This window comes from Candidatus Enterococcus avicola (assembly GCF_047470845.1).
Classification (GTDB): Bacteria; Bacillota; Bacilli; order Lactobacillales; family Enterococcaceae; genus Enterococcus_D; species Enterococcus_D casseliflavus.
Genome location: NZ_JBLGTY010000002.1, coordinates 217,920 through 238,669 on the forward strand (window position 1 = coordinate 217,920; position 20,750 = coordinate 238,669).

General features: G+C 43.7%; 18 protein-coding genes, 1 pseudogene and 1 other annotated feature. Of the genes and pseudogenes, 12 read left to right on the forward strand and 7 right to left on the reverse strand.

The features are described 5' to 3' along the window. Positions 1-188 precede the first annotated feature (188 nt). Together ACI3E5_RS03105 and celB are read left to right on the forward strand one after the other, a co-directional pair. Positions 189-1,589: a glycoside hydrolase family 1 protein gene (locus tag ACI3E5_RS03105; RefSeq protein WP_142964532.1), complete on the forward strand. Its 1,401-nt coding sequence runs from the start codon at positions 189-191 to the stop codon at positions 1,587-1,589. Between the two features lie 2 nt (positions 1,590-1,591). Beyond that, a complete protein-coding gene (gene celB / locus ACI3E5_RS03110; protein ID WP_142964533.1) occupies positions 1,592-2,932 on the forward strand; it encodes a PTS cellobiose transporter subunit IIC in 1,341 nt (446 codons plus the stop codon). An 82-nt stretch (positions 2,933-3,014) separates the two neighbouring features. Here celB and ACI3E5_RS03115 read toward each other — a convergent pair whose 3' ends face one another. The 5 genes from ACI3E5_RS03115 to mvk form a co-directional block, all read right to left on the reverse strand. Next, the gene (locus ACI3E5_RS03115) at positions 3,015-4,937 is read right to left on the reverse strand and encodes a heavy metal translocating P-type ATPase (protein WP_271770879.1); all 1,923 of its coding nucleotides are present in this window, start codon (positions 4,935-4,937) and stop codon (positions 3,015-3,017) included. A 295-nt stretch (positions 4,938-5,232) separates the two neighbouring features. After that, positions 5,233-6,273 (reverse strand): type 2 isopentenyl-diphosphate Delta-isomerase, encoded by a 1,041-nt coding sequence (fni, locus tag ACI3E5_RS03120; RefSeq protein WP_005228084.1) that lies wholly within the window; start codon positions 6,271-6,273, stop codon positions 5,233-5,235. Further along, on the reverse strand, positions 6,270-7,352 hold the full coding sequence (locus ACI3E5_RS03125; RefSeq protein ID WP_005228086.1) for a phosphomevalonate kinase: 1,083 nt from the start codon (positions 7,350-7,352) through the stop codon (positions 6,270-6,272). Before ACI3E5_RS03125 ends, fni begins: the two co-directional genes overlap by 4 nt. A gap of 36 nt (positions 7,353-7,388) precedes the next feature. Then, positions 7,389-8,387 carry a diphosphomevalonate decarboxylase gene (gene mvaD / locus ACI3E5_RS03130; RefSeq protein ID WP_005228088.1) on the reverse strand — a complete coding sequence of 333 codons (999 nt, stop codon included), beginning with the start codon at positions 8,385-8,387 and terminating at the stop codon, positions 7,389-7,391. Continuing rightward, entirely contained in the window at positions 8,380-9,312 is a 933-nt protein-coding gene (gene mvk, locus ACI3E5_RS03135) for a mevalonate kinase (protein ID WP_015510390.1), read from the reverse strand. The genes mvaD and mvk overlap by 8 nt, the downstream gene beginning before the upstream one ends. 305 nt (positions 9,313-9,617) lie before the next feature. Between mvk and ACI3E5_RS03140 the strand changes: the two genes are divergently transcribed. Together ACI3E5_RS03140 and ACI3E5_RS03145 are read left to right on the forward strand one after the other, a co-directional pair. Next, positions 9,618-10,262, forward strand: a complete 645-nt coding sequence (locus ACI3E5_RS03140) for a deoxynucleoside kinase (RefSeq protein ID WP_010749130.1) — start codon at positions 9,618-9,620, stop codon at positions 10,260-10,262. Between the two features lie 89 nt (positions 10,263-10,351). Next, positions 10,352-11,258, forward strand: a pseudogene (locus ACI3E5_RS03145) (magnesium transporter CorA family protein). Here the strand turns inward: ACI3E5_RS03145 and ACI3E5_RS03150 are convergent. Further along, complete coding sequence (locus ACI3E5_RS03150; protein ID WP_142964535.1) at positions 11,255-11,890, reverse strand: pentapeptide repeat-containing protein; 636 nt, start codon at positions 11,888-11,890, stop codon at positions 11,255-11,257. The pseudogene ACI3E5_RS03145 and the gene ACI3E5_RS03150 sit on opposite strands and share 4 nt — an antisense overlap. A 333-nt stretch (positions 11,891-12,223) precedes the next feature. On the opposite strand from ACI3E5_RS03150, the gene nox reads away from it, so the two are divergent. From nox to ACI3E5_RS03175, 5 genes are all read left to right on the forward strand, one after another. Then, complete coding sequence (gene nox / locus ACI3E5_RS03155) at positions 12,224-13,558, forward strand: H2O-forming NADH oxidase (RefSeq protein ID WP_005228102.1); 1,335 nt, start codon at positions 12,224-12,226, stop codon at positions 13,556-13,558. Positions 13,559-13,657: 99 nt separating this feature from the next. Continuing rightward, positions 13,658-13,781 (forward strand) — a sequence feature (ribosomal protein L20 leader region). 47 nt (positions 13,782-13,828) lie between these two features. Then, complete coding sequence (gene infC / locus ACI3E5_RS03160) at positions 13,829-14,350, forward strand: translation initiation factor IF-3 (protein WP_005228103.1); 522 nt, start codon at positions 13,829-13,831, stop codon at positions 14,348-14,350. Between the two features lie 60 nt (positions 14,351-14,410). Further along, positions 14,411-14,611: a 50S ribosomal protein L35 gene (gene rpmI / locus ACI3E5_RS03165; RefSeq protein ID WP_003128650.1), complete on the forward strand. Its 201-nt coding sequence runs from the start codon at positions 14,411-14,413 to the stop codon at positions 14,609-14,611. 63 nt (positions 14,612-14,674) lie between these two features. Beyond that, the gene (gene rplT / locus ACI3E5_RS03170; RefSeq protein WP_003128653.1) at positions 14,675-15,034 is read left to right on the forward strand and encodes a 50S ribosomal protein L20; all 360 of its coding nucleotides are present in this window, start codon (positions 14,675-14,677) and stop codon (positions 15,032-15,034) included. 189 nt (positions 15,035-15,223) lie between these two features. Further along, complete coding sequence (locus tag ACI3E5_RS03175; protein WP_142964536.1) at positions 15,224-16,843, forward strand: ABC transporter ATP-binding protein; 1,620 nt, start codon at positions 15,224-15,226, stop codon at positions 16,841-16,843. A gap of 25 nt (positions 16,844-16,868) precedes the next feature. On the opposite strand, the gene ACI3E5_RS03180 is transcribed toward ACI3E5_RS03175, so the two are convergent. Beyond that, positions 16,869-17,444, reverse strand: coding sequence for a helix-turn-helix transcriptional regulator (locus tag ACI3E5_RS03180; protein ID WP_142964537.1), 576 nt, complete (start codon positions 17,442-17,444; stop codon positions 16,869-16,871). Between the two features lie 550 nt (positions 17,445-17,994). Here ACI3E5_RS03180 and ACI3E5_RS03185 point away from each other — a divergent pair. From ACI3E5_RS03185 to ACI3E5_RS03195, 3 genes are read left to right on the forward strand one after another with little or no spacing between them, the layout of a single operon-like run. After that, positions 17,995-18,594, forward strand: coding sequence for an MptD family putative ECF transporter S component (locus tag ACI3E5_RS03185; RefSeq protein WP_010750012.1), 600 nt, complete (start codon positions 17,995-17,997; stop codon positions 18,592-18,594). Further along, positions 18,591-19,292 (forward strand): energy-coupling factor transporter transmembrane component T, encoded by a 702-nt coding sequence (locus tag ACI3E5_RS03190; RefSeq protein ID WP_142964538.1) that lies wholly within the window; start codon positions 18,591-18,593, stop codon positions 19,290-19,292. The genes ACI3E5_RS03185 and ACI3E5_RS03190 overlap by 4 nt, the downstream gene beginning before the upstream one ends. Further along, a complete protein-coding gene (locus tag ACI3E5_RS03195) occupies positions 19,289-20,725 on the forward strand; it encodes an ABC transporter ATP-binding protein (protein WP_142964539.1) in 1,437 nt (478 codons plus the stop codon). The genes ACI3E5_RS03190 and ACI3E5_RS03195 overlap by 4 nt, the downstream gene beginning before the upstream one ends. Positions 20,726-20,750: the final 25 nt, after the last annotated feature.

A 20,750-nucleotide genomic window follows, 5' to 3' on the forward strand; every position in this document is an offset into this window, starting at 1 on the left:
CAAAGTCTAGGAAACTGGACTTTGCTTTTTTTGTGTCTAAGTAGCAGCTCTTCAAGAGGGTCTTACTTGACAGGAGTTATTTTTTGCGTTACCGCGAAAAATAAGAGATAATTCAGAATATTGTCTTTGCCATGCAAGCAATAATTCTAAGATGTCAAACGCATCTTATTTAGGATAAGGAGTACGATATGAAACAAACATTTCCAACCGATTTTTTGTGGGGAGCATCGATTTCCGCGCACCAAACCGAAGGGGCGTATCAAACCGACGGTAAGGGGCTGAGTGTCCAAGATACTCGTCCAAGAGACAACCATGAGATCGCAGATTTTACAGTGGCTGTCGACCATTACCACCAGTACAAAGAGGATATCGCCTTGTTAGCAGAAATGGGGATCAAAATTTTCCGCTTTTCGATCGCTTGGTCGCGAATTTTACCAGAAGGGCGCGGTACCGTCAATCAAAAAGGATTGGATCATTACAGCGATGTCATTGATGAATTGCTAAAACACGGAATTCAGCCCTTTGTGACGTTGAACCATTTTGACTTGCCGCAAGCATTGGAAGACGAAGGCGGCTGGACAAAACGCAGCACTGTTGAGGCATTTGCCGCATATGCCAAAACGCTGTTTACAGCCTATGGGGATCGAGTGACGCACTGGCTGACGATCAATGAACCAAATATCATGCTGCTGGTGGATCAAAAAATATTAGGGAAAAAAATTCCATTATCAGAAAAATACCAGCAATTTCATCACCTGATGATCGCTGAAAAATATGCTTTCGAAGCGTGTCATGAAATCGTTCCGAATGGCAAAATCGGACCGGTGCCGAATATTTCGTTGGTCTATGCGGCGACTAGTCGACCAGAAGACAACCAAGCAGCGTTGTATTTCAACAGTGTCCGGAACTGGGCTTACCTTGATTTTGCCTGCTTCGGTCGTTACAACACGGTCTTTCAAGATTATTTGAACCAAAACGGGCTCACGATTGACTTTGGTCCGGAGGATGAGGCGTTGATGAAACGGGCTCTGCCTGACTTTGTCGCGATGAACTTCTACACCACAGTGACAGTGGAGCAGCCGACGGAAGCTGGGGATATGAAAAACGGTATCAGCGATCAGCAAAGTGAAGACATTATGGAGCGTGGTTTTTACAAAGGGTTCACCAATACGTTCTTGAAGAAAAATGCCTTCAATTGGACCATCGATCCCTTGGGGCTGAAAACGACGTTGCAGACTCTTTATGATCGTTACCACTTACCGATCATCATTACCGAAAACGGCTTAGGGGCAGAAGATCATCTAGAAGCAGATGGCACGGTTCATGATCCGTACCGTATCGATTATTTGTCGCAGCATATCAGCCAATGCTTAGCCGCGATCAATGCTGGGGTGGATCTGATCGGATACAGTCCGTGGTCTGCCATTGATTTGATCAGTGTACATGAGGGGATTCGAAAACGGTATGGCTTCATTTACGTGGATCGCAATGATGCACAGGAAAAAGAACAAAAACGAGTGAGAAAAGACAGCTTTTATTGGTATCAAAAGCTGATTGAAGAAGGGGCGATCCCTTCGTTGGAGGAGTAACGATGACAAGTGTTTTTACCTTTTTAGAAACGCGTTTGATGCCGCCTTTGAATAAGTTGGCGAATTTACGCTTTATTCGCGCAATCATGCAAGCAGGGATCATTACCGTCCCTTTTACGATCGTCGGATCGATCTTTTTGATCATCAATAATTTACCGCAGATCATTCCACCACTGGCTGGCTTTTTCGAACAAACGATTTTACGATTTTCCCCGCTTTATAGTGTCGTGACCACGATGTCTGTCGGCTCGATTGCTGTTTTTTATTGTTTAGCAACAGGGTATTATTTAACTGAGATTTATCATAAAGAAGATCATTTGACTATGAGCAGTTTTGTAGGGGCGTTATTAAGTTTGTTTGCCTTTTTAATGACGATCATTCAAGTCGACATTACCGATGGGGCAGCTCAATTGCTGCAGTCAGAAAGCGAAACTGCCATTGTTTACAATGGGATCGCCATAGGCGGTTGGATCACACGCTTTAGCGGGGTAGGCATCTTTATTGGGATCATCACCGCAGTGCTTGCTACGTCGGTCTATCGTTTTTGTGTAAGAAGAAAGATCACCATCCAGATGCCTGAAGGAGTTCCTGATGGAGTCAGCAAAGCATTTGCGTCATTGATCCCAGCGATTTTGATCGCCTTTTTGATGGTGGCGATCAACGGGGTACTGGCGGTTTTCCACACGGATCTTTACGGATTGCTGTCCAAACCCTTTGAATTCGTGAAAGAGTTGACGGGTTCTTGGTTAGGAATCATCGTGATTATGCTCCTTATCCATCTCTTATGGGCAGTGGGGGTTCATGGGACGGCTGTTATTAAAAATAGTTTCATCAATCCCATCCTGTTGGTGGCTCTAACGGAAAATATCGATGGTGCCAATAATATTTTTGCTGGGGATTTCGTGAACATGTATATTTTTATGGGCGGCGCAGGAAGTACGCTTGGATTGGTTTTATTGATGCTGTTTGTGGCAAAATCACAACAGCTCAAAGTCTTAGGAAAAGCAGCGATCTTACCAGGACTTTTTAATATCAATGAACCAGTGATCTTCGGGGCACCGATCGTCTACAATCCGTATTTGATCATCCCCTTTATCATAACCCCTTTGATCAACGTCACGATTGCTTACTTTGCTAGCTCATTTGGCTTTGTCGATAAAGTCATTACGGGCATTCCCTGGATCTCGCCAGTCGGAATTGGGGCGTTTTTAGGAACCGGCGGTGATTTCCGAGCCATCCTGATCGCTTTGATCAACTTAGGGGTTTCCATTCTCTGCTATTATCCATTCTTTAAGATGTACGATGGCAAACTCTACACGGAACAACTTGCCAATCACGCATAAATAGGAAAAAACAGCAAAACGCCCGTTGATGGACTTCTAGTGAAGTGCCAACAATGGGCGTTTTTGCTAGTGCAAATAGTGGTCACGTATGCAAAGACTGTTGATACAAGACACAATCATCGCAATCTTTGCGGGTTGGTTTGGCTTGCTGGGGTGTTTCTTTGTGTAATGGCAAAAGCATACGCAACCCGTTTAAGATAACTAATATCGTGCTTCCTTCATGACCCACGACCCCTAGAGGCAGCGTGAGAAATTCAAGGAAGTTTGAAGCAATCAGCAACAAGATGACACTGATAGAAAAGACGATGTTTTGTTTGATGATCCGCTGTAATTTTTTAGCCAAACGGTGACTGTCGACCAAGCGCAGCAAATCATTTTTCATCAAGACGATGTCCGCCACATCCATTGCGACGTCGGTTCCTTCGCCCATCGCGATCCCCACACTTGCGGTCGCTAAGGCGGGGGCATCATTGATCCCATCACCGACCATCGCATTGATTTTGTAGGTTTCTTTCATTTCTTTGATCCGAGTGGTTTTCTCATCAGGCAGGCAATCACTTTCGTAGTCAGACAAGCCGATTTCTGCTGCGATCACTTTAGCAGTACCTAAATGATCACCCGTCAGCATCGTCGTATGAATCCCCTGCTCATTGAAGTAGGCAAGACTCTCGCGAGCTTCAGGACGGGGCTGATCCAATAGCGCTAAATACCCTGCTAACACACGGTCACGATTGATATAAATCAAGGTTTTTCCAGTTGCTTTCAATTCTTGGATGCGGGTTTGCTCACTGGCGGCAACAGAGGTTAGATCGACTTCTTTTCCAATCGTCCAATGGGCAGCTTGGTAAGTGGCGGCTAGACCGACCCCCGCTTGTTCTTCCACGGCTAATTCCAACGGCTTTTCATCATGAAAATACGCCAAGATCGCTTCAGCCAGTGGGTGATTTGATTGTTTTTCCATCCCGACGATCAGTTGGGGAATAAAGGGTTCATCCAGCAACAGATGGACATCAGTGACAGCAGGTTTGCCACGAGTCAGCGTTCCGGTTTTGTCAAAAGCGATCGCTTTGACATTGGCAAAGGCATCTAAGGCTTGTCCGCCTTTGCATAAAACGCCTAAACGAGCAGCGTGAGAAATGGCTGCTAAGGTCGCAGGAGTAGCAGAGGCGACTAAAGCACAAGGAGATGCCACCACCAGTAAGACCATGCCGCGATAAAAGCTTTCTTGGAACCCCCAATTCGTGAAAAACGTACACAAAACGATCATTAGCGGGACGGCGATCAAGACGATCGGCACATAGATCCGTTCGATTTTCTCTATCAGGGTCGCCGTTTGACTTGGCATTTGCTGTGCTTCTTCCACCAATTGAATGATTTTTGCAAAGCGGGTGTTTTCACTCGTTTGGGTAACTTCAATGTACAATGGCTGACCGAGGTTGATGGTTCCGCCAAAGACTTCACTGCCTAAACGTTTCTCGACAGGAATGGATTCGCCACTGATGGCCGCCTCATCAACGCTGCTGTTTCCTTGGATCACGATACCGTCGATCGGGATCGCACTGCCTTTTGCCACCATAATCGTATCTTTTAACTGAAGGGCTTCTACTGGTACTTCGACGAGCTCGCCACTTTCAATCATTTTTAAGGCAGTCGTTGGTTGCAGTGCCATTAATGAACTAATTTCTCGCGTACTTTTGTTGGTCGTATATTCCTCAAGGGCACCGCTCAAACAAAAGATAAAGGTCAACATCGCCCCTTCAAACCAATGACCAATGATACAGGCACCGATGGCGGCTAATGCCATCAATAGATCGACGTTCAACCGTTTGTCGTGCACCAATTCTTGCGTGCCTTCCCAGGTTTGTTTCCAACCACCAGCAAGAATCGCTAACAGATAAGGGACAAAGCTGTAAGGAATGGAAAAAGATGCCATAAGAAAGCCAGTTGCCATCAAAAGCAAACAAGCGATCGTTGAAAAAACAGCCGACGATTCTGATTTGCTCATAAGAAACGCCTCCTTTTGAATGTAGTCTAGGAATGAAAAAACCGATCCTTTTCTCAAGAAATAATCGATTGTTCCTCCCTCAACTTGAGCATAGCACATTCGAAAACAAGATGGTAAAAAAACAACGTACCTGATAATGAAAGTGATTATCAAGTAGCGATTAAATAACATTGATATCCAAATGTTAAATGGAGAATTCTCTATTATAAAGAAAAGCGCACAAAAAAAGCAGTACAATAAAAAACGAATTATACTGCTTTTACTTATTTGATGTGGTAGTCAGCGATTGGATCGCTTAACGCAAACTATACTTTGCTAAGGGAATCTGACGTGCTTCACACCACTCTTTGACAGCACCAGAAAAAATCAGCTGGACCTTGGTAAGGTCTTTGGTACTTGTCTGTCCTGCCATTGTGTAGAGCAGCTGCAGCTGTTCCTTCCATGATTGTAAGGTGGCGATAGTTTCTTCTTTGCCTTTTGACAAAAGCAGCACGAGGATCGTGGCGGATAGTCCTACGCTATTTGCACCAAGGCAAAGTGCTTTGAAGATATCGTAAGCATCCCGAACCCCGCCTGAAGCGATGCGGGTAAAGGGCTGTTGGAGCTCATTTGCTTCCAGCAAGGAAATCACGGTGGATTGACCAAAGGTGTCTAAATACGCCAATTCACGTTTTTTTCGACGAGCATTTTCGATTTGAGTAAAACTTGTGCCGCCGCTGCCAGCAACATCAATCGTTTGTACGCCGATCGCCAGTAACTGCTGGATCGTTTCACGGGACATCCCAAAGCCGACCTCTTTTACGACAACCGGAACGGCAACAGAAGCCATCGTTTTTTCCAATAAGGACAGCCATTGGCTGAATTGACGATCGCCTTCGGGCATCACTAATTCTTGCGGTGCATTCAGATGGATCTGCAAGGCATCGGCACCAAACAGTTCCACTGCCCGCTGTGCATTTTCAATGGGACTACCCGCGCCAATATTGGCTAATAAGAAGCCGTCAGGATTGGCTTTACGGACGATACGGAAAGAATCGGCGACACTTGGGTCTTTTAAGGCAGCCGAAACGGAGCCGGTTGCCATCATCAAATCACAGGCTTGTGCGATCTCTGCTAACTCTTGATTGATTTTTAAGGTTTTTTCACTGCCGCCGGTCATGGCATTGATGAAAAAAGGGCTGGAAAATGAGCGGTCAAAGACAGTCGTCGCAATTGACACATCAGCCACGTCAATTTGTGGAAACGACTGGTGAACCAAGCGAACTGCATCAAAATCGTTGCTGTGTTCTTTATGGAACGCTTTTGCTAAGGAAACATGTTCATCTTTTCGATTCATGATAGGTCCTCCCGGTAATGGTAAACGTGCAGCGGCAAGGGGGTGATCTCGGCTTTTTCCCACGCACTCATCAATGGTAAAATACCGGTTTTTTGGTCAACGATCACGATACCGCAATCGCCGCCGCCGGCACCGGAAGATTTGGCTGCACCACAATAATTTTCTGCTAGATCACAAAGCTTTTTAAGTGCTGGAGTTTCAATCGGCACACCAGTCAGTGCGGACAACTCCCGCAGGAGCTTTCGATTTTCCGTGATCATTTTTTTGATCGTGCGACTGTCTTCATTTAAGAAGCCGTCGATCAATCGATTGACGCAGTCTTTGCTGGCTGCTAAAAAGGCCGCATAGGCGTTTTCTTTTTCTTCTTTGGATTGATAGACTTGATCCACTAAATCAGAGGTGGAAGCAGGAGAGCCTGTCCAGCCAATCAATAGTCGAAGAGATTTCGGAACCGTCAAGGGACGGATCGATAATCCTGGCCAATCGAAAGCGATCAATTCTGTTAAGGTATGGTCTTTTTGTTTGGCTAAGACCCAGTCGTGATCGAAGGTTGAAAAAGCGATCCAGCCGCCATAGCAAGAGGCCGCAATATCACCGCACGACCCATTGCCTTGAACAGCGAGATGGGCAAGAGCCGCAATTTTGAATTGGGTCAACCGATCCATGTCCATTTGATAGTACAGATTCAATGCTTTGACCGTGGCAACAGTCACGGCACCACTAGAACCGAGGCCATATTTGCGACCATTCGAGTTATCCAGTTCACTGGTCACTTTTAAATCGTAAAAGGAAAGGGGGATGCCTTTTTCTTGGGCATATTTTTCCGTCAGACGAATGGCTGCCAAAATATAGTGGAACGGGTTATCTCGGTGGTCTAAGACTAATTCGCCTTTGCGACGCGTCCAGCGAATCGGCAGGTCGCTGTATTGGGCAGACTGGATGCTGCCGTTTTTACGGGCCTCTTCAACAGTGACCGTGATAAATTGGTCAACGGCAACGATGATTGCAGGATGACCAGGTTCGACAACGGCGTATTCACCAGCAATAAATAGTTTTCCAGGAACGGATAGTTCAATCATTTCGACACTCCTAATCGATGGCTTCTTAATGGCTTCTTAGTTGATGGGGGAAGATTCTTCCACCGGTAAAAAGGCTAATCCTTTGCCCGCATGAGCAGTTACTAATTGTTCTGAGGCAAAGTGAGCACTTAATTCACGTAAAATCGTTTGTTCTTCTTGTTTTTGGCATAAAACTTTGACATTGGGACCAGCATCCATCGTGAAATAGCAAGCCAATCCTTTTTTTCGCAGCATTCGGACACATTCCATAGCTCGTAAAGATTCAGAAGACCAATAAGTAAAAGGTGGTTCGGCGGCTAAGGTCGTTCCATGCATTTTCAAGGCGTTGGCCTCGGTCGTTTCACCTAAAGCAGTAAAGTCTTTTTCGGCAATCGCTTGTTTCATTTTCACTAGATCGCTCGCAGTGGCAGAAAGCCAGCCTGGATAAAAGCTCGAGGTTTCAACGGTTCGGCGCATCCCCTCACGACTGGAGACTTCTTTGGCTTGTGCGTTGATCAAAATAAAGATCATACTCAATTCTTCTTCCCAGCCATTCGACGGCACTTGGGTGGCAAAAGAAGTCTCATCGGTGCCTTGATGCCATTCAGCAAAGCCACCGTAGATACTCCGACAAGCCGAACCAGAACCGCGACGGGCCAAACGGGATAACGCTTGCTCCGACAAGTTTAAGTCCAGTGCTTCACTACAGGCACCCGCCAATGCCGCTAATCCGCTGGCAGAAGAGGCAAGTCCAGCAGCGGTTGGGACGAAGTTTTGACTTTCCACCGTGGCATACCACGGGCAGTCCGCTTTTTTTCGTACCAGATCCAAAAAGTCCGCAACTTTTTTTGTGGCAGCGTCTGTTTGCACCACACCATCCAATGTAAAGCGATCTTGCGTAAAATCGGGTGAAAAAGCCACCGTTGTTTCTGTGTAAAAAGCATCGAGGGTCAGGGACAAACTATTGTTCATCGGTAAAATGAAGGTTTCGTCTTGTTTTCCCCAATACTTGATCAATGCGATATTCGTGTAGGCACGAGCCTTTCCCTTATACATGTTCATAAACTCCTAATCCTTGTATCCATGCCGCACGAGCGCCATCGGACAATAAAATACGGCTGATATTTTCAGCCTGTTCCTTCGTTTTGGTTAGTGCGATCATACAGCCGCCTCGGCCCCCGCCGGTCAGCTTCGCCCCATAAGCCCCGTGTGCCAATGCTGAGGAAACCAACTGATCCAGTTGCTGATTGCTGACCCCTAACTGCTGCAGTGCCTGATGGGCATTGTTCATGCTTTCGCCTAATATTTCTAATTGATTGGCTATAATTGCCTCTTTGGCTCTTTTGGTTTCGATCCCTAAACGCTGGATCGCTTGACTGGCCAGCTGCTTGCTGGTTTCAAAAAGATGGGCGACACTTTTGACAGCTTCTCTCGTTTGCCCTTTGATACCAGTATCAGCGACGAGCAAATAACCGTCGATCGTGAGGGGAAACGAAGTGATGGGATGCCCTTTGATAAAGTAAATGGCATCCGTCCCACTGGCTGCCGCAGCATCGATCCCGCTAGGATTGCCGTGAGCGATTTTTTCAGAAAAGTTGACATAGGTCATCAATTCTTCTTTTGTAAAGTCTTTTTTGATCCAATCAAAAAAAGCGCGAGTCAGTGCAACAGCGACCGCCGCGCTAGAACCCATTCCCCGTTCAGAAGGGATGGTGCTGACGATGGAGGTTGCAAAAGGACCCGTGTGGAAATCTTGTTGCAGACGATGCAGCAAGTCTTTGACATTTTTTAAGTGGCTGGGGACTTCTTCAAGCAGACCGTGATAGTAACTTGAAATCAAGGTGTTTGTTTCATTTGCTGTGATCTCGACTTGTACTTTTGCTCCCGCAAAAGGGAAAGCAATTGCTGGTTCACCGTAAACAACTGAATGTTCACCCATTAAGATGATTTTTCCTGTAGCTATGCCAGTACCAATTGACATTATTTTCCTCATTTCTCTAGGGAGCTTACCCCACATGATTCATTTATCGTTTGTCAGTCAATTGTAACTATCTCCTGACAAAAACACAATTTAATTAAAGATCCTTTCCTATTTTACTAGAAGAAGGCTCTTTCGTTAAGCATTCCGTATGAGATTTCAAAAAAAAGCAAAAATCTTTAAACTTTTATTGAAAAACTTCTTGATCTGTGCTTCGAAAGTTTCAGTTGACGGCACAAGATATAGTGTTGTATAGTTGATATCGCAAATGCAACATACAATATTTAGTGATGAGTGAGTTGGGGGATATGAGCGTGATCGTATTAGCAGGAACGATTGGTGCCGGTAAATCAAGTTTGACCGCATTGATCGCCAATCATTTTGGCAGTCAAGCCTTTTATGAATCGATCGATGACAATGAAGTGTTACCATTATTTTATGCAGATCCAAATAAATATGCGTTTTTACTGCAAATCTATTTCTTAAATAAACGATTTGAAAGTATCAAGCAAGCTATGAAAGACGACAATAACGTCTTGGACCGTTCCATTTATGAGGATTCACTGTTGTTCCATTTAAATGCGGACCTTGGGCGAGCAACCGATACCGAAGTCAAAGTCTATGATGAATTGTTAGCCAATATGTTGGAAGAGCTGCCGTATGCAGCCCACAAAAAGCATCCAGATCTTTTGGTGCATATTCGCGTTTCTTTTGAAACGATGCTAGAGCGTATTGAAAAACGTGGGCGGGAATATGAGCAGTTGACCTTTGATCCTTCGTTATACGACTACTACAAAGAGTTGAACAAACGCTACGATCAATGGTACGAAGAATACAATGAGAGTCCAAAGATCCAGATCGATGGCGATCAATTCAATTTTGTCGAAGACCCGCAAGCGGCACAGGCCGTTTTAACAATGGTGGAAGATGCTTTGAAAGACGCCCGCAAATAGCAATAGCCGATACAGCCAGAAAAGTCCTTTGATTGGGCTTCTGGCTGTTTTCTTTTATAATAGAAGAAAGCAAGAGTGGAGGATGGACTGTGGAAAACAAACATGTCTTTTATGATGGAAACTATGAATGGATTCAAGTCGACCAGCAAGACGCAAAAAGCGTGATGGCACTACAAAAAACAATATCATCTGTCGGATGAGATGCTTACGTATTCTCTAGATAAAAACGAACGCGCACGAGTCGAATACGATGCCGAAGAAGAAGCATTGCTGCTGGTTTTCAACGTACCTCAGCAAGAAAAGCGAGACAATCATTTTGAGACCAGCCCAATGACGTTTATTTTAAAAAAGAAGCAGATCTTTACTTTTGCCTCCCATGATACCCGTTATGTGATTCCGATGATGGAGCGCTTGATCCTGCAAAAGCCGCAGCAAACACCGCTGCACTTTTTGTTTCAAAGCTTATTCTTGATTTCAGGCACGTTTTTTCCGCTAGTCGAAGAAGTCAATAGTGAACGGATTCGCTTGAATCAGCGACTACGGGAAAAAACCACCAATAAAAACCTGCTGCAAATGTCCGATTTGGAAGTCGGTTTAGTCTTTTTAGTGTCTGCCACGAAACAAAATGCGGTCCTCTTGGAGCAGATCAAAGCGTTATCCATTTATCGCTTGATGGATGATGACGAGCGGGAACAGCTGGATGATGCCCTGATCGAAGCCAAACAGGCAGTGGAAATGACGTTGCTGGCTTTTCAAATTTTAGAGCAACTATCTGGAACCTATAATAATCTGTTAAACAATAACTTGAATGATACCATGAAGTTTTTGACCGTTTGGTCTCTCTTATTGACTGTGCCTTCCATCGTCACCAGTTTCTTTGGCATGAATGTTCCACTGCCTTTTACCAATAGTATTTTCGGTTGGGGGATAGCCTTATTGATCAGTTTAGTGTTATCCATCTGGATGTTGATTGCTTTATGGCGCAGAATTCGTTAATCGATCACCAAACCTAGACCGGCGGCGATGACCAAGGCTTGTTCTTGATCGACCGTTAGCCCCCGCAATTGTTCAAAGGACAACGCGATCTTTTGAAATTGATTGGTCCGAAAATCTAAAGTTGCTAATTTTGTGTGAAACCAGTTGCTATTGTTCAACTGGTTTTCTTGTAGCGTCAAGTGTTTCCAATCCATTTCATAAAACTCACTGTCGTTTAGTTGGCACTGACGAAACAGCATCGTCCGTAAATTGGTGTTGCTAAAAGAAGCAAAGTTCGCCACGCAATCTTCAAAGGTGCAGTCACGGAAATAGCTTTCCGCAAAATTGGTGCCGGTCAATTTGCATTGTTTAAAGTGAACCCGATGAAAGCTGGCGCCAAAACATTCCAGATTAGAAAAATCGCAATTCTCAAAAAGAACGTTTTGGCATTCCCATTGACTCAAGCGTGTTTTTTGCATCGTCGCCTTCTTGAAATGACATTGCTTCAAGATGAGATTTTTGCAAGCATCATAGCTATAGTCACCGCCTTCGAAGAAAGCACCTTCGAAAAGCAGTTCTTCTTCTAAATAAAAATCCTGTGGCTCTAATGCCGACAATAAGGGCGGTAGTGGCAATACGATTTTTTTCTTCATCAAGATCCCATCCTATCTGTTTTTCTCTTCAGTATAACACGGCGAATCGCTGCCGCAATAGGTACGAAAAAGCAGTAGAATATTGTGAAATTTATTCAATCGGTTTGCAGAATGCTTTTATAACAAGGAAAACCCTTAGGTTTAAATACATAATTTTTCACAATCTTTTTGCTTGCAAGACGAAAATAATTTTGATATAGAAACTTGATTCGCTGAAAGTGACGTATATCAACGAAAAACTGTCATAAATTTTTAAAATCGCGAAAAAGTTGATAGTTTTCAAATTCACAAGCAAGCTATAATGACAATGTAAACAAAAGGAGGAAATTTTCCATGACAAAAACAGTTATTATCGGTGCAAACCACGCGGGGATTGCTGCTGCCAATACACTATTAGATAACTACAAAGACCAAGAGGTCGTAATGATCGACCGTAATACAAACTTAAGCTACCTAGGTTGTGGGACTGCTTTATGGGTTGGACGTCAAATCGATTCATACGAAGGCTTGTTCTATACAAAACGTGAAGATTTTGAAGCAAAAGGTGCAAAAATCCATATGGAAACAGTGGTTGATCATATCGATTTTGAGAAAAAAGAAGTGCACGCTGTAACCAATGATGGTGAAACGATCGTTGAATCTTATGATAAAGTTGTCATCGCAACTGGTTCTGTACCGATTTCACCAAAAGTACCTGGACGTGACTTGAAAAACATCCATTTCTTGAAAAAATTCCAAGACGGACAAACGGTTGATAAAGAGTTAGCATCAGAAGACGTGAAAAACGTTGCCGTTATCGGTGCTGGTTACATCGGTGTTGAAATTGCTGAAGCAGCAAAACGCCGTGGCAAAAATGTGTTGCTTTTTGATGCAGCGACACGGGCATTGCCAAACTACTATGACAAATGGTTTACAGAAGATATGGACAAAAACTTAGCTGACAATGGCATTGAATTGCATTTCGGTGAATTAGCACGTGAATACAAAGGAACAGAGAAAGTAGAAGCAGTTGTAACAGACAACGGCGAATACCCAGTTGATCTAGTGATCAACGCGATCGGTTTCTTACCAAACAACGAGCTAGGCAAAGATCATTTGGAATTGTTTGCTAACGGCGCGTACTTAGTGGACCGCCATCAACGGACAAGCGATGCAGATGTTTACGCAGTCGGTGACTGTGCAACGGTGTACTCAAATGCTTTGCAACAAACAACGTATATCGCATTAGCAACGAATGCCGTACGTTCAGGGATCGTCGCTGCCCATAATATCGGCGGAACGTCTCTAGAATCAACAGGTGTTCAAGGATCAAACGGGATTTCGATCTTCGGCTACAACATGGTTTCAACTGGCTTGTCAGTCGAAGCTGCCGAACGTAATGGCATGAAAGTGAAATACTCTGATTACGAAGATACCCAAAAACCAGGCTTCATGAAAGAAAATGCGACAGTTAAGATCCGCATCGTCTATGAAGAAGAAACACGCCGCATCGTTGGTGCACAAATGGCGTCACGTACATCTGAAATCGCAATGGGCATCCACATGTTCTCACTAGCGATCGAAGAAGGCGTAACGATCGACAAGATGAAGCTATTAGATATCTTCTTCTTGCCTCACTTCAACCAACCATACAACTACATCACGATGGCTGCATTGAAAGCAGAATAAGAAACACGAAAGTCGGAGCGTATGCTCCGGCTTTTTTTTGAAACAATCATGAAAACCGTTGACAATAAGAGAAAAAAGCAGTATACTATAAAAGTTGAGAAATAAAAGCAGAAGCACCCGCTTCTCGCCTGAGTGAAGATATCGCTGGGCAGAATAGGATTCCTACCATTTATTTGTGTGGAGTACGTGCGGGTTCGTGAAGAACTCGTTTTTTTATTGTCTGATTTCGAATCGACAAGCTTTTCTTTCTCTCAAAAAACTCGGAGGTGAATGACCATAGCAAAGGATATGATGGTAAACGACGGCATTCGTGCACGTGAATTGCGTTTGATTGATCAAAACGGCGAACAACTTGGTGTAAAGAGTAAAGCTGAAGCATTGCAAATTGCAGAACGAGCAAACCTTGATGTGGTATTGGTGGCACCAAATGCTAAGCCGCCAGTAGCAAGAATTATGGATTACGGGAAATTCCGCTTTGAGCAACAGAAAAAAGACCGTGAAGCTCGTAAGAAACAAAAAGTAATCAACATTAAAGAGGTTCGTTTAAGTCCAACGATCGACGTCAATGATTTCAACACAAAATTGCGTAATGCACGTAAATTCCTTGAAAAAGGGGACAAAGTGAAAGCTTCGATCCGTTTCAAAGGCCGTGCCATTACCCATAAAGAAATTGGTCAGAAAGTGTTAGATCGTTTGGCGGAAGAAACTGCTGATTTGGCAACTGTTGAGCAAAAGCCAAAAATGGATGGCCGCAGTATGTTCTTAGTATTAGCACCAAAAAACGATAAATAATGACTCACTGAGTTTCAGTTTAAAGTCAGATAACGAAAGATTTTGAGGAGGAAATTAGTTATGCCAAAACAAAAAACACACCGCGGATTAGCAAAACGCGTAAAACGCACTGGCGGCGGCGGATTGAAACGCTTCCGTGCCTTTACCAGTCACCGTTTCCACGGCAAAACAAAAAAACAACGTCGTCAATTGCGTAAAGCTTCAATGGTTTCAGCTGGCGATTACAAACGTATCCGTCAACAACTAGCACGCATGAAATAATTGCGTAACCCAAGCTTCACGTATACAAACAATTATCGATTTTCATATTAGGAGGAATTATACATGGCACGTGTTAAAGGTGGAACAGTAACTCGTAAACGTCGTAAAAAAGTGCTTAAATTAGCAAAAGGTTACTACGGTTCTAAACACACTCTATTTAAAACAGCAAAAGAACAAGTAATGAATTCATACAACTACGCATACCGCGATCGTCGTCAAAAGAAACGCGACTTCCGCAAATTGTGGATCGCTCGTATCAACGCAGCGGCTCGTATGAATGGCTTAAGCTACTCAAAATTGATGCACGGCTTGAAATTAGCTGAAATCGACATCAACCGCAAAATGTTAGCTGACTTGGCTGTAAACGATGCAACAGCATTTACTGCATTAGCTGACCAAGCAAAAGACGCTTTAAACAAATAATCAATCGTTGGCAACAACGTTAGCCCCGCTCTTTGAGCGGGGTTTTTTTTCTCGATGACCGAAGAATGGTTTCTCACTATCTTTCATATGTTTCTTTCCATTAAACGAAAAATAGATTATACTTTTGAAAGCGTTTGTTTTATTTATCTTACGATTTTTCCACGAACACTGCAGCAAAAGGAGCATACGATGGCAATTGATTTATGGCGGCATTTTAAAAAAGGATTGACGGTATATGTTGGGATTGGAATTGCGGTCTCATTTTTGAGTGCCGCGAATGTTTTTTATTTTCAAAAACTACTCGATTCATTTGGCAAGACACTTGATTGGCCAGTCGTTTTTATCTATGGGTTAACGCTAGTACTGGTACCGATTTTGTCCTATCTTGAGCAGAAACCAAAAATAACATTGCACAACAGCATGTATTTCTATCTCAAAGAACAAGCTTTAGTAAAAATCAGCAAGATTGCCTATTCCGAGTACTTGCAGATCGGCTCTGGAGCACTCTTACAGAAAACTGAAGCGGGAGCAGCGGCTGGCAGAAATATCCATTTGAATTTTTATGGACGCTTGTTTAAAGAATTGCTTCCCGAAACACTGTTTAACTTAGCTTTTATTGCTATGATCGATAAAAGATTGATTCCAGCGATCCTTGTGGGCTATCTAGTGGTGTTTATTGTGACCAATCTGCTTTTGAAAGTTTTACGCTCTCTCAAAGAACGTGCGCTAGTTTCAGAAGAAGCCATGAATAGCACCTTTATTCGCGGACTAACGGAAATGGTCACGTTTCGGATCAATAAGCGGTTTGAAAAAGAGATCGCACAATATAAAAACATGTCTGCTGACACAACAGAACGCTTGACGAAAATGACGATGATCCATGAGTTTTTCTTTGGTTTTTTTGCAGTCTTAGTCGCATTGATCAAAGTCGTAATTGTGGTATTGGCATTTACAAATCAGATTACGGTCAGCCTGGGCGGTTTAGCAGCATTGATTATTTATGTGGATCGAATCTACACGCCTGTTGCAATATTTAACGTGATTTTTGTTCAATACAACTTAGATAAAGTTGCCTTTGAACGGTTAAACGAATTTTTCTATCTGCCAGAGGACAAAGCATTAACACAAGGCGATGCTTTGTCTGAGACCATCAACTGCATCACAGTTAAGGATCTATCCGTCACACTTCAAGAAAAGCAAATCTTAACCAATAGGACACTGGAGCTGAAGAGGGGAGCGATTTATGGGTTAGTAGGAGAAAGCGGCGCAGGAAAATCAACGCTGGTCAAAACGATTTTAGGCTTGTATCAGCCGACGACCGGTGCGATTCTGATCAATCACAAAAATTTAGCTGCTTACAACTTAAATGATTTCTATGAGCATATCTTTTATCTATCGCAAGATGCCCCAATCTTCCAAGGAACGCTGAAAGAGAATATTATTTTTGATAAGGAAATCGCAGATGAGGAAATCATAGCGGTATTAGAAAAATGTCAATTAGGCGCATTCTATCAGGCACTCAAGGGAGGACTATTTGCTGAAATTGGAGAAAAAGGAGCCAACCTTTCTGGTGGGGAAAAACAGCGAATCGCTTTTGCCCGATTGTTTTTCTCAGACGCAGAAGTCATTGTTCTTGATGAAGCCACATCTGCTTTAGACGAAACAACAGAAGAAAAGCTTTTTGCAGCGATCAAAGACCAATTGAAAAATAAACTAGTCATTATGATCACCCATCGCCCGCAAAATTTGATTTATGCGGATGAGATCATTGAATTGAAAAAAACACAGGTTGTAGCGGCTTCATCATAAAAGCAGCTGCACCCTGTATTTTTTGTCAACGCATCAGTAAATGCGGCAGTGTACTAAGCCATGCGATGATGCCGACGATCAAGGTAAAGACCACGACGATGACTGCTGTTGAAAGGAAATCTTTTTTGACGTCGCGCTTTATCCTAATGGCATCGAGGTCTTGATTTTCCATGAAGGCAACGATCTCTTTATACGTTTTGATATTTTGGGTTTTCTTGATTTTTTCGATCTTTAATGCGGCATACATGGAGACGAGCCAAAAACATAGAGGCGGGACAATCCACCAGTGTCCTGGTAAAAAGAGAGCAGGCCCAACAGATATTGCGGCCAACAATGTAAAGACCAACATTATTTTCGTGTAGTGATCCATTGCTGTTTTCTCAATCGTTTCTTTCATTTGTTCAACATCCCCTTTGACTAATTCATCTAAAGAAACATCAAATAGAACACTGAGCAATAATAAATTGTGAACATCAGGATAGCTTTTTTCATTCTCCCAATTGGAGATCGTTTGTCGGGAGACATAGAGTTTTTCTGCCAGCCCTTCCTGAGAGAGGCTTAATCGTTCCCGATGTTTTTTTATTTGTTTGCTTAAGTTCATTTTATCCGCTCCTTCTACCATTAGTTTAGGCCAATGTCTGCATTCTAACGATCAAATGTCTTTGACAATACCTTGAAATCAAGTGTCAAAATGTTTTTACAGTTGGGTTTGGGGTGTTTACATAGCAGTACAGCGTTGATTTTCTTCCGTGAACAAGCGACGGTCAGCTTGCTTATTGTTTTTTATAGACATACCTGCTGGTTTCTAAAAAAAGAAAAAAGATGGCGATTCTTTGCTGATTTTAAGTGTTTGTCCTTGTCTATTATTCATTAATTTCGCAAAGATGGGAAGAGGAGGAAACAACTAAACGTGTGAAAGATTCATTTTTCCATTAGTGGATCTTTAAAGGTACCTGTGTGTTGAAATGGAGCCATTCAGAAGACACCTCTATTTGTTGGTTCTGTTTTAGAAGAAAATCGACTGTTGGTAAGCATATCTCCCCATAAAAACGTCTGCTTTGTGCTATACTGAGGCTTTGTAAAAATAAGTTTGTACAAGCAAGCAGCAACGGTTTTTTCATTGATTGCTTGCAAGAAGGAGCGTATACGCAGTGAAAAAACTAAAGGTTCAAGATTTAATTGCAGTAGGGATCTATACAGCGATCTATTTTCTTTTAATGAGCGTCTGTCTATTGATTTTGCGTTTTGTGATCCCAGGTTTTCATAATTTATTTATTCCAGCAGTCACCGCTTTGTTTTCTGGCATTATCTATCTGATTTTATTGAATAAAGTACCGAAATTTGGCGCAATCACCATTATGGGTACCGTGGTAGGGCTCTTTTTTTTGATTTCAGGACATTTTCCATTGGCCTTTTTGCCCAATATGATTTGTGCCTTAGCAGCTGATTTGATCCAATACAAAACAAAGCTCAAAGGAAACGTTCGCGTACTGGCGAGTTATATCGTCTTTAGTTTTGGCTTGATGGGTCCGATCTTACCCCTGTGGTTTATGAAAAATGCCTACATCGATTCATTAGTGGCTCGTGGAAAAGATGAAACCTACATTGCCGGCGTGTTTGCTCATACCTCCAATTTGATGTTAGGGCTTTGTGCATTGGCGGTTTTGATTGGTGCGGTGGCTGGTTTAGGTATCGGCAGTCGCTTGATGGAAAAACATTTTCAACCAACGATCCAATCGCATAAAGGGTGAGGAATGTGTCGAAAACAAGGTTTGATCCCCGCAGCAAATTAGCGGTGATTCTCTTTGCTAGTTTTACTATGATGGTGACCATCAGCTGGATCGATGAGTTTGCCTTTGTCACTTTCTTGCTGCTGCTATTTATAGTCAGCGGCTTTTGGAAAAAAGGCTTGCTGCTCTATGGCGTGTTTGTCTTGCTGACAATGGCAGATAGTTTTTTGTTTCGCCAAGGCAACCACGTACTAATCGTGTTGCTGGATTTCTTTTCCGTCGGTTATCGCCGCTTATTGCCAACGATCATGGCGGCGGCTTTTGCCATTAGCGGGACGAAAAACAGTGAGTGGATGGCTGCGCTGCAAAAAATGCACGTGCCCAACGTATTATTAGTCCCGCTGGCAGTCTTATTTCGTTTTTTTCCCACACTGGTACAAGATTTCAAAAGTATTCGCCAAGCGATGCGCTTTCGCGGCATCTCGCTGTCGGCAGGATCGATCTTGCTTCATCCGCTGCAAAGTGCGGAGTATTTTTTGATCCCATTACTGATGTCGGCTGAAAAGACCGCAACCGAGCTGTCGGCTACGGCGCTGGTTCGCGGGTTAGCATCTGAAACTCCCCATACCACCGTCCACGAACTGAAGCTGCGCTGGTGGGATGGCTTGGTCTTTTTAGCATTAGGCGGCTTTATCGTGAAAAGGATGTGGCTTGGATGATCACACTAGAACAAGTGTCAGTGAAACGAGAAAATCGGACCGTATTATCTGAGCTCTCTTTGACGGTCGCAGCTGGGGAAGTCATCGTTTTGTGCGGCGCTAGCGGCAGCGGAAAATCGACCTTGCTCAATGTTTTGAATGGCTTGATCCCTGAGCTGTATCCCGCCGAAGTGCAAGGAAAGATCCGTGTCGGAGAAACAGACTTGCCAGTTGCCGATTTCTCCCATTATGCCCAGACGATTGGCGTCGTCTTTCAAAACCCCAAGACGCAATTTTTCACCACGGATGTCTATTCGGAGTTGGCTTTTTCGATGGAAAATGCGGGCGTCGCACCAGAAAACATTCGGCAGCGAATCACCGAAGTAGCCCAGCAGTTTTCCCTGACCCCGTTGCTTGATGCTAGTGTCTTTGACCTATCTGGTGGGGAGAAGCAGCTGATTGCTCTCGCTGCAGCCACGATGTTGCCCCATGATGTGTTCTTATTGGATGAGCCTTCCAGTAATTTGGATCAAGACGCGATCCAAAAGTTGACTCAAGGATTGGCTTCTTTAAAACAACAAGGGAAAACCATTGTGATCGCCGAACACCGCTTGGCGTATTTGGCGCCACTGGCAGATCGCTTCTGTCTATTAGAAGCAGGACGATTGCGGGCGTCTTATCCAGCAGCTCAGCTTTTGTCACTGCCCGAGGAGGCAATTCACGAGTTGGGATTGCGAAAAGTAGGCGAGGCGGCATTGGAAATTCAGCACTGCCGAGAATCTTTGCCAGAAAAGTCTGGATTAAGGGCAACGCATCTGCAGATCAAGCAATCGAAACGCTCAGCAAACAGCAGAAATTGGGCGCTCAACTTGCCTGAATTACAATTGCCGACGAAGCAAGCTGTGGGGATCGTTGGACCAAATGGTGCTGGCAAAAGTACGTTGGTGCAAGTCCTGTCAGGATTGAAAAAATGCCCAGAAGCAGTATTTGCCATCAATGGACAAAAGCGGACCCAAAAGCAGTTGCTGCAGGAAAGCTTTCTTGTGATGCAGGATGTCAACTTGCAGCTGTTTTTTGAAACGGTGGAAAAAGAGCTGCTGATCAAAGCCCAAAACCAAGCTCGTTTTGAAGAAATTGTCTCATTGTTGCACTTAACACCACTCCTTGCCCGACATCCGCAAAGCTTGTCGGGTGGGGAAAAACAACGAGTTGCCATCGGCAGTGCCCTGCTTTCTGGTAAACGCTTGTTGTTTTTCGATGAACCAACGAGTGGGTTAGATTTGCAGCAAATGGAAGAAGTCGCAAAACTGTTGCGAACAGTTGCCAAAGAAGTTGATTTATTAGCGGTGATCAGTCATGATCGTGAGTTTTTAGCTGAAACATGTCCTTACGTGCTTCAACTCGAAAAAGGAGAACTCGTTGGCACGTATCAGCTAGCAAAAAATATGGAATAAATGAAAGACGGAGTGGACCTTGGTT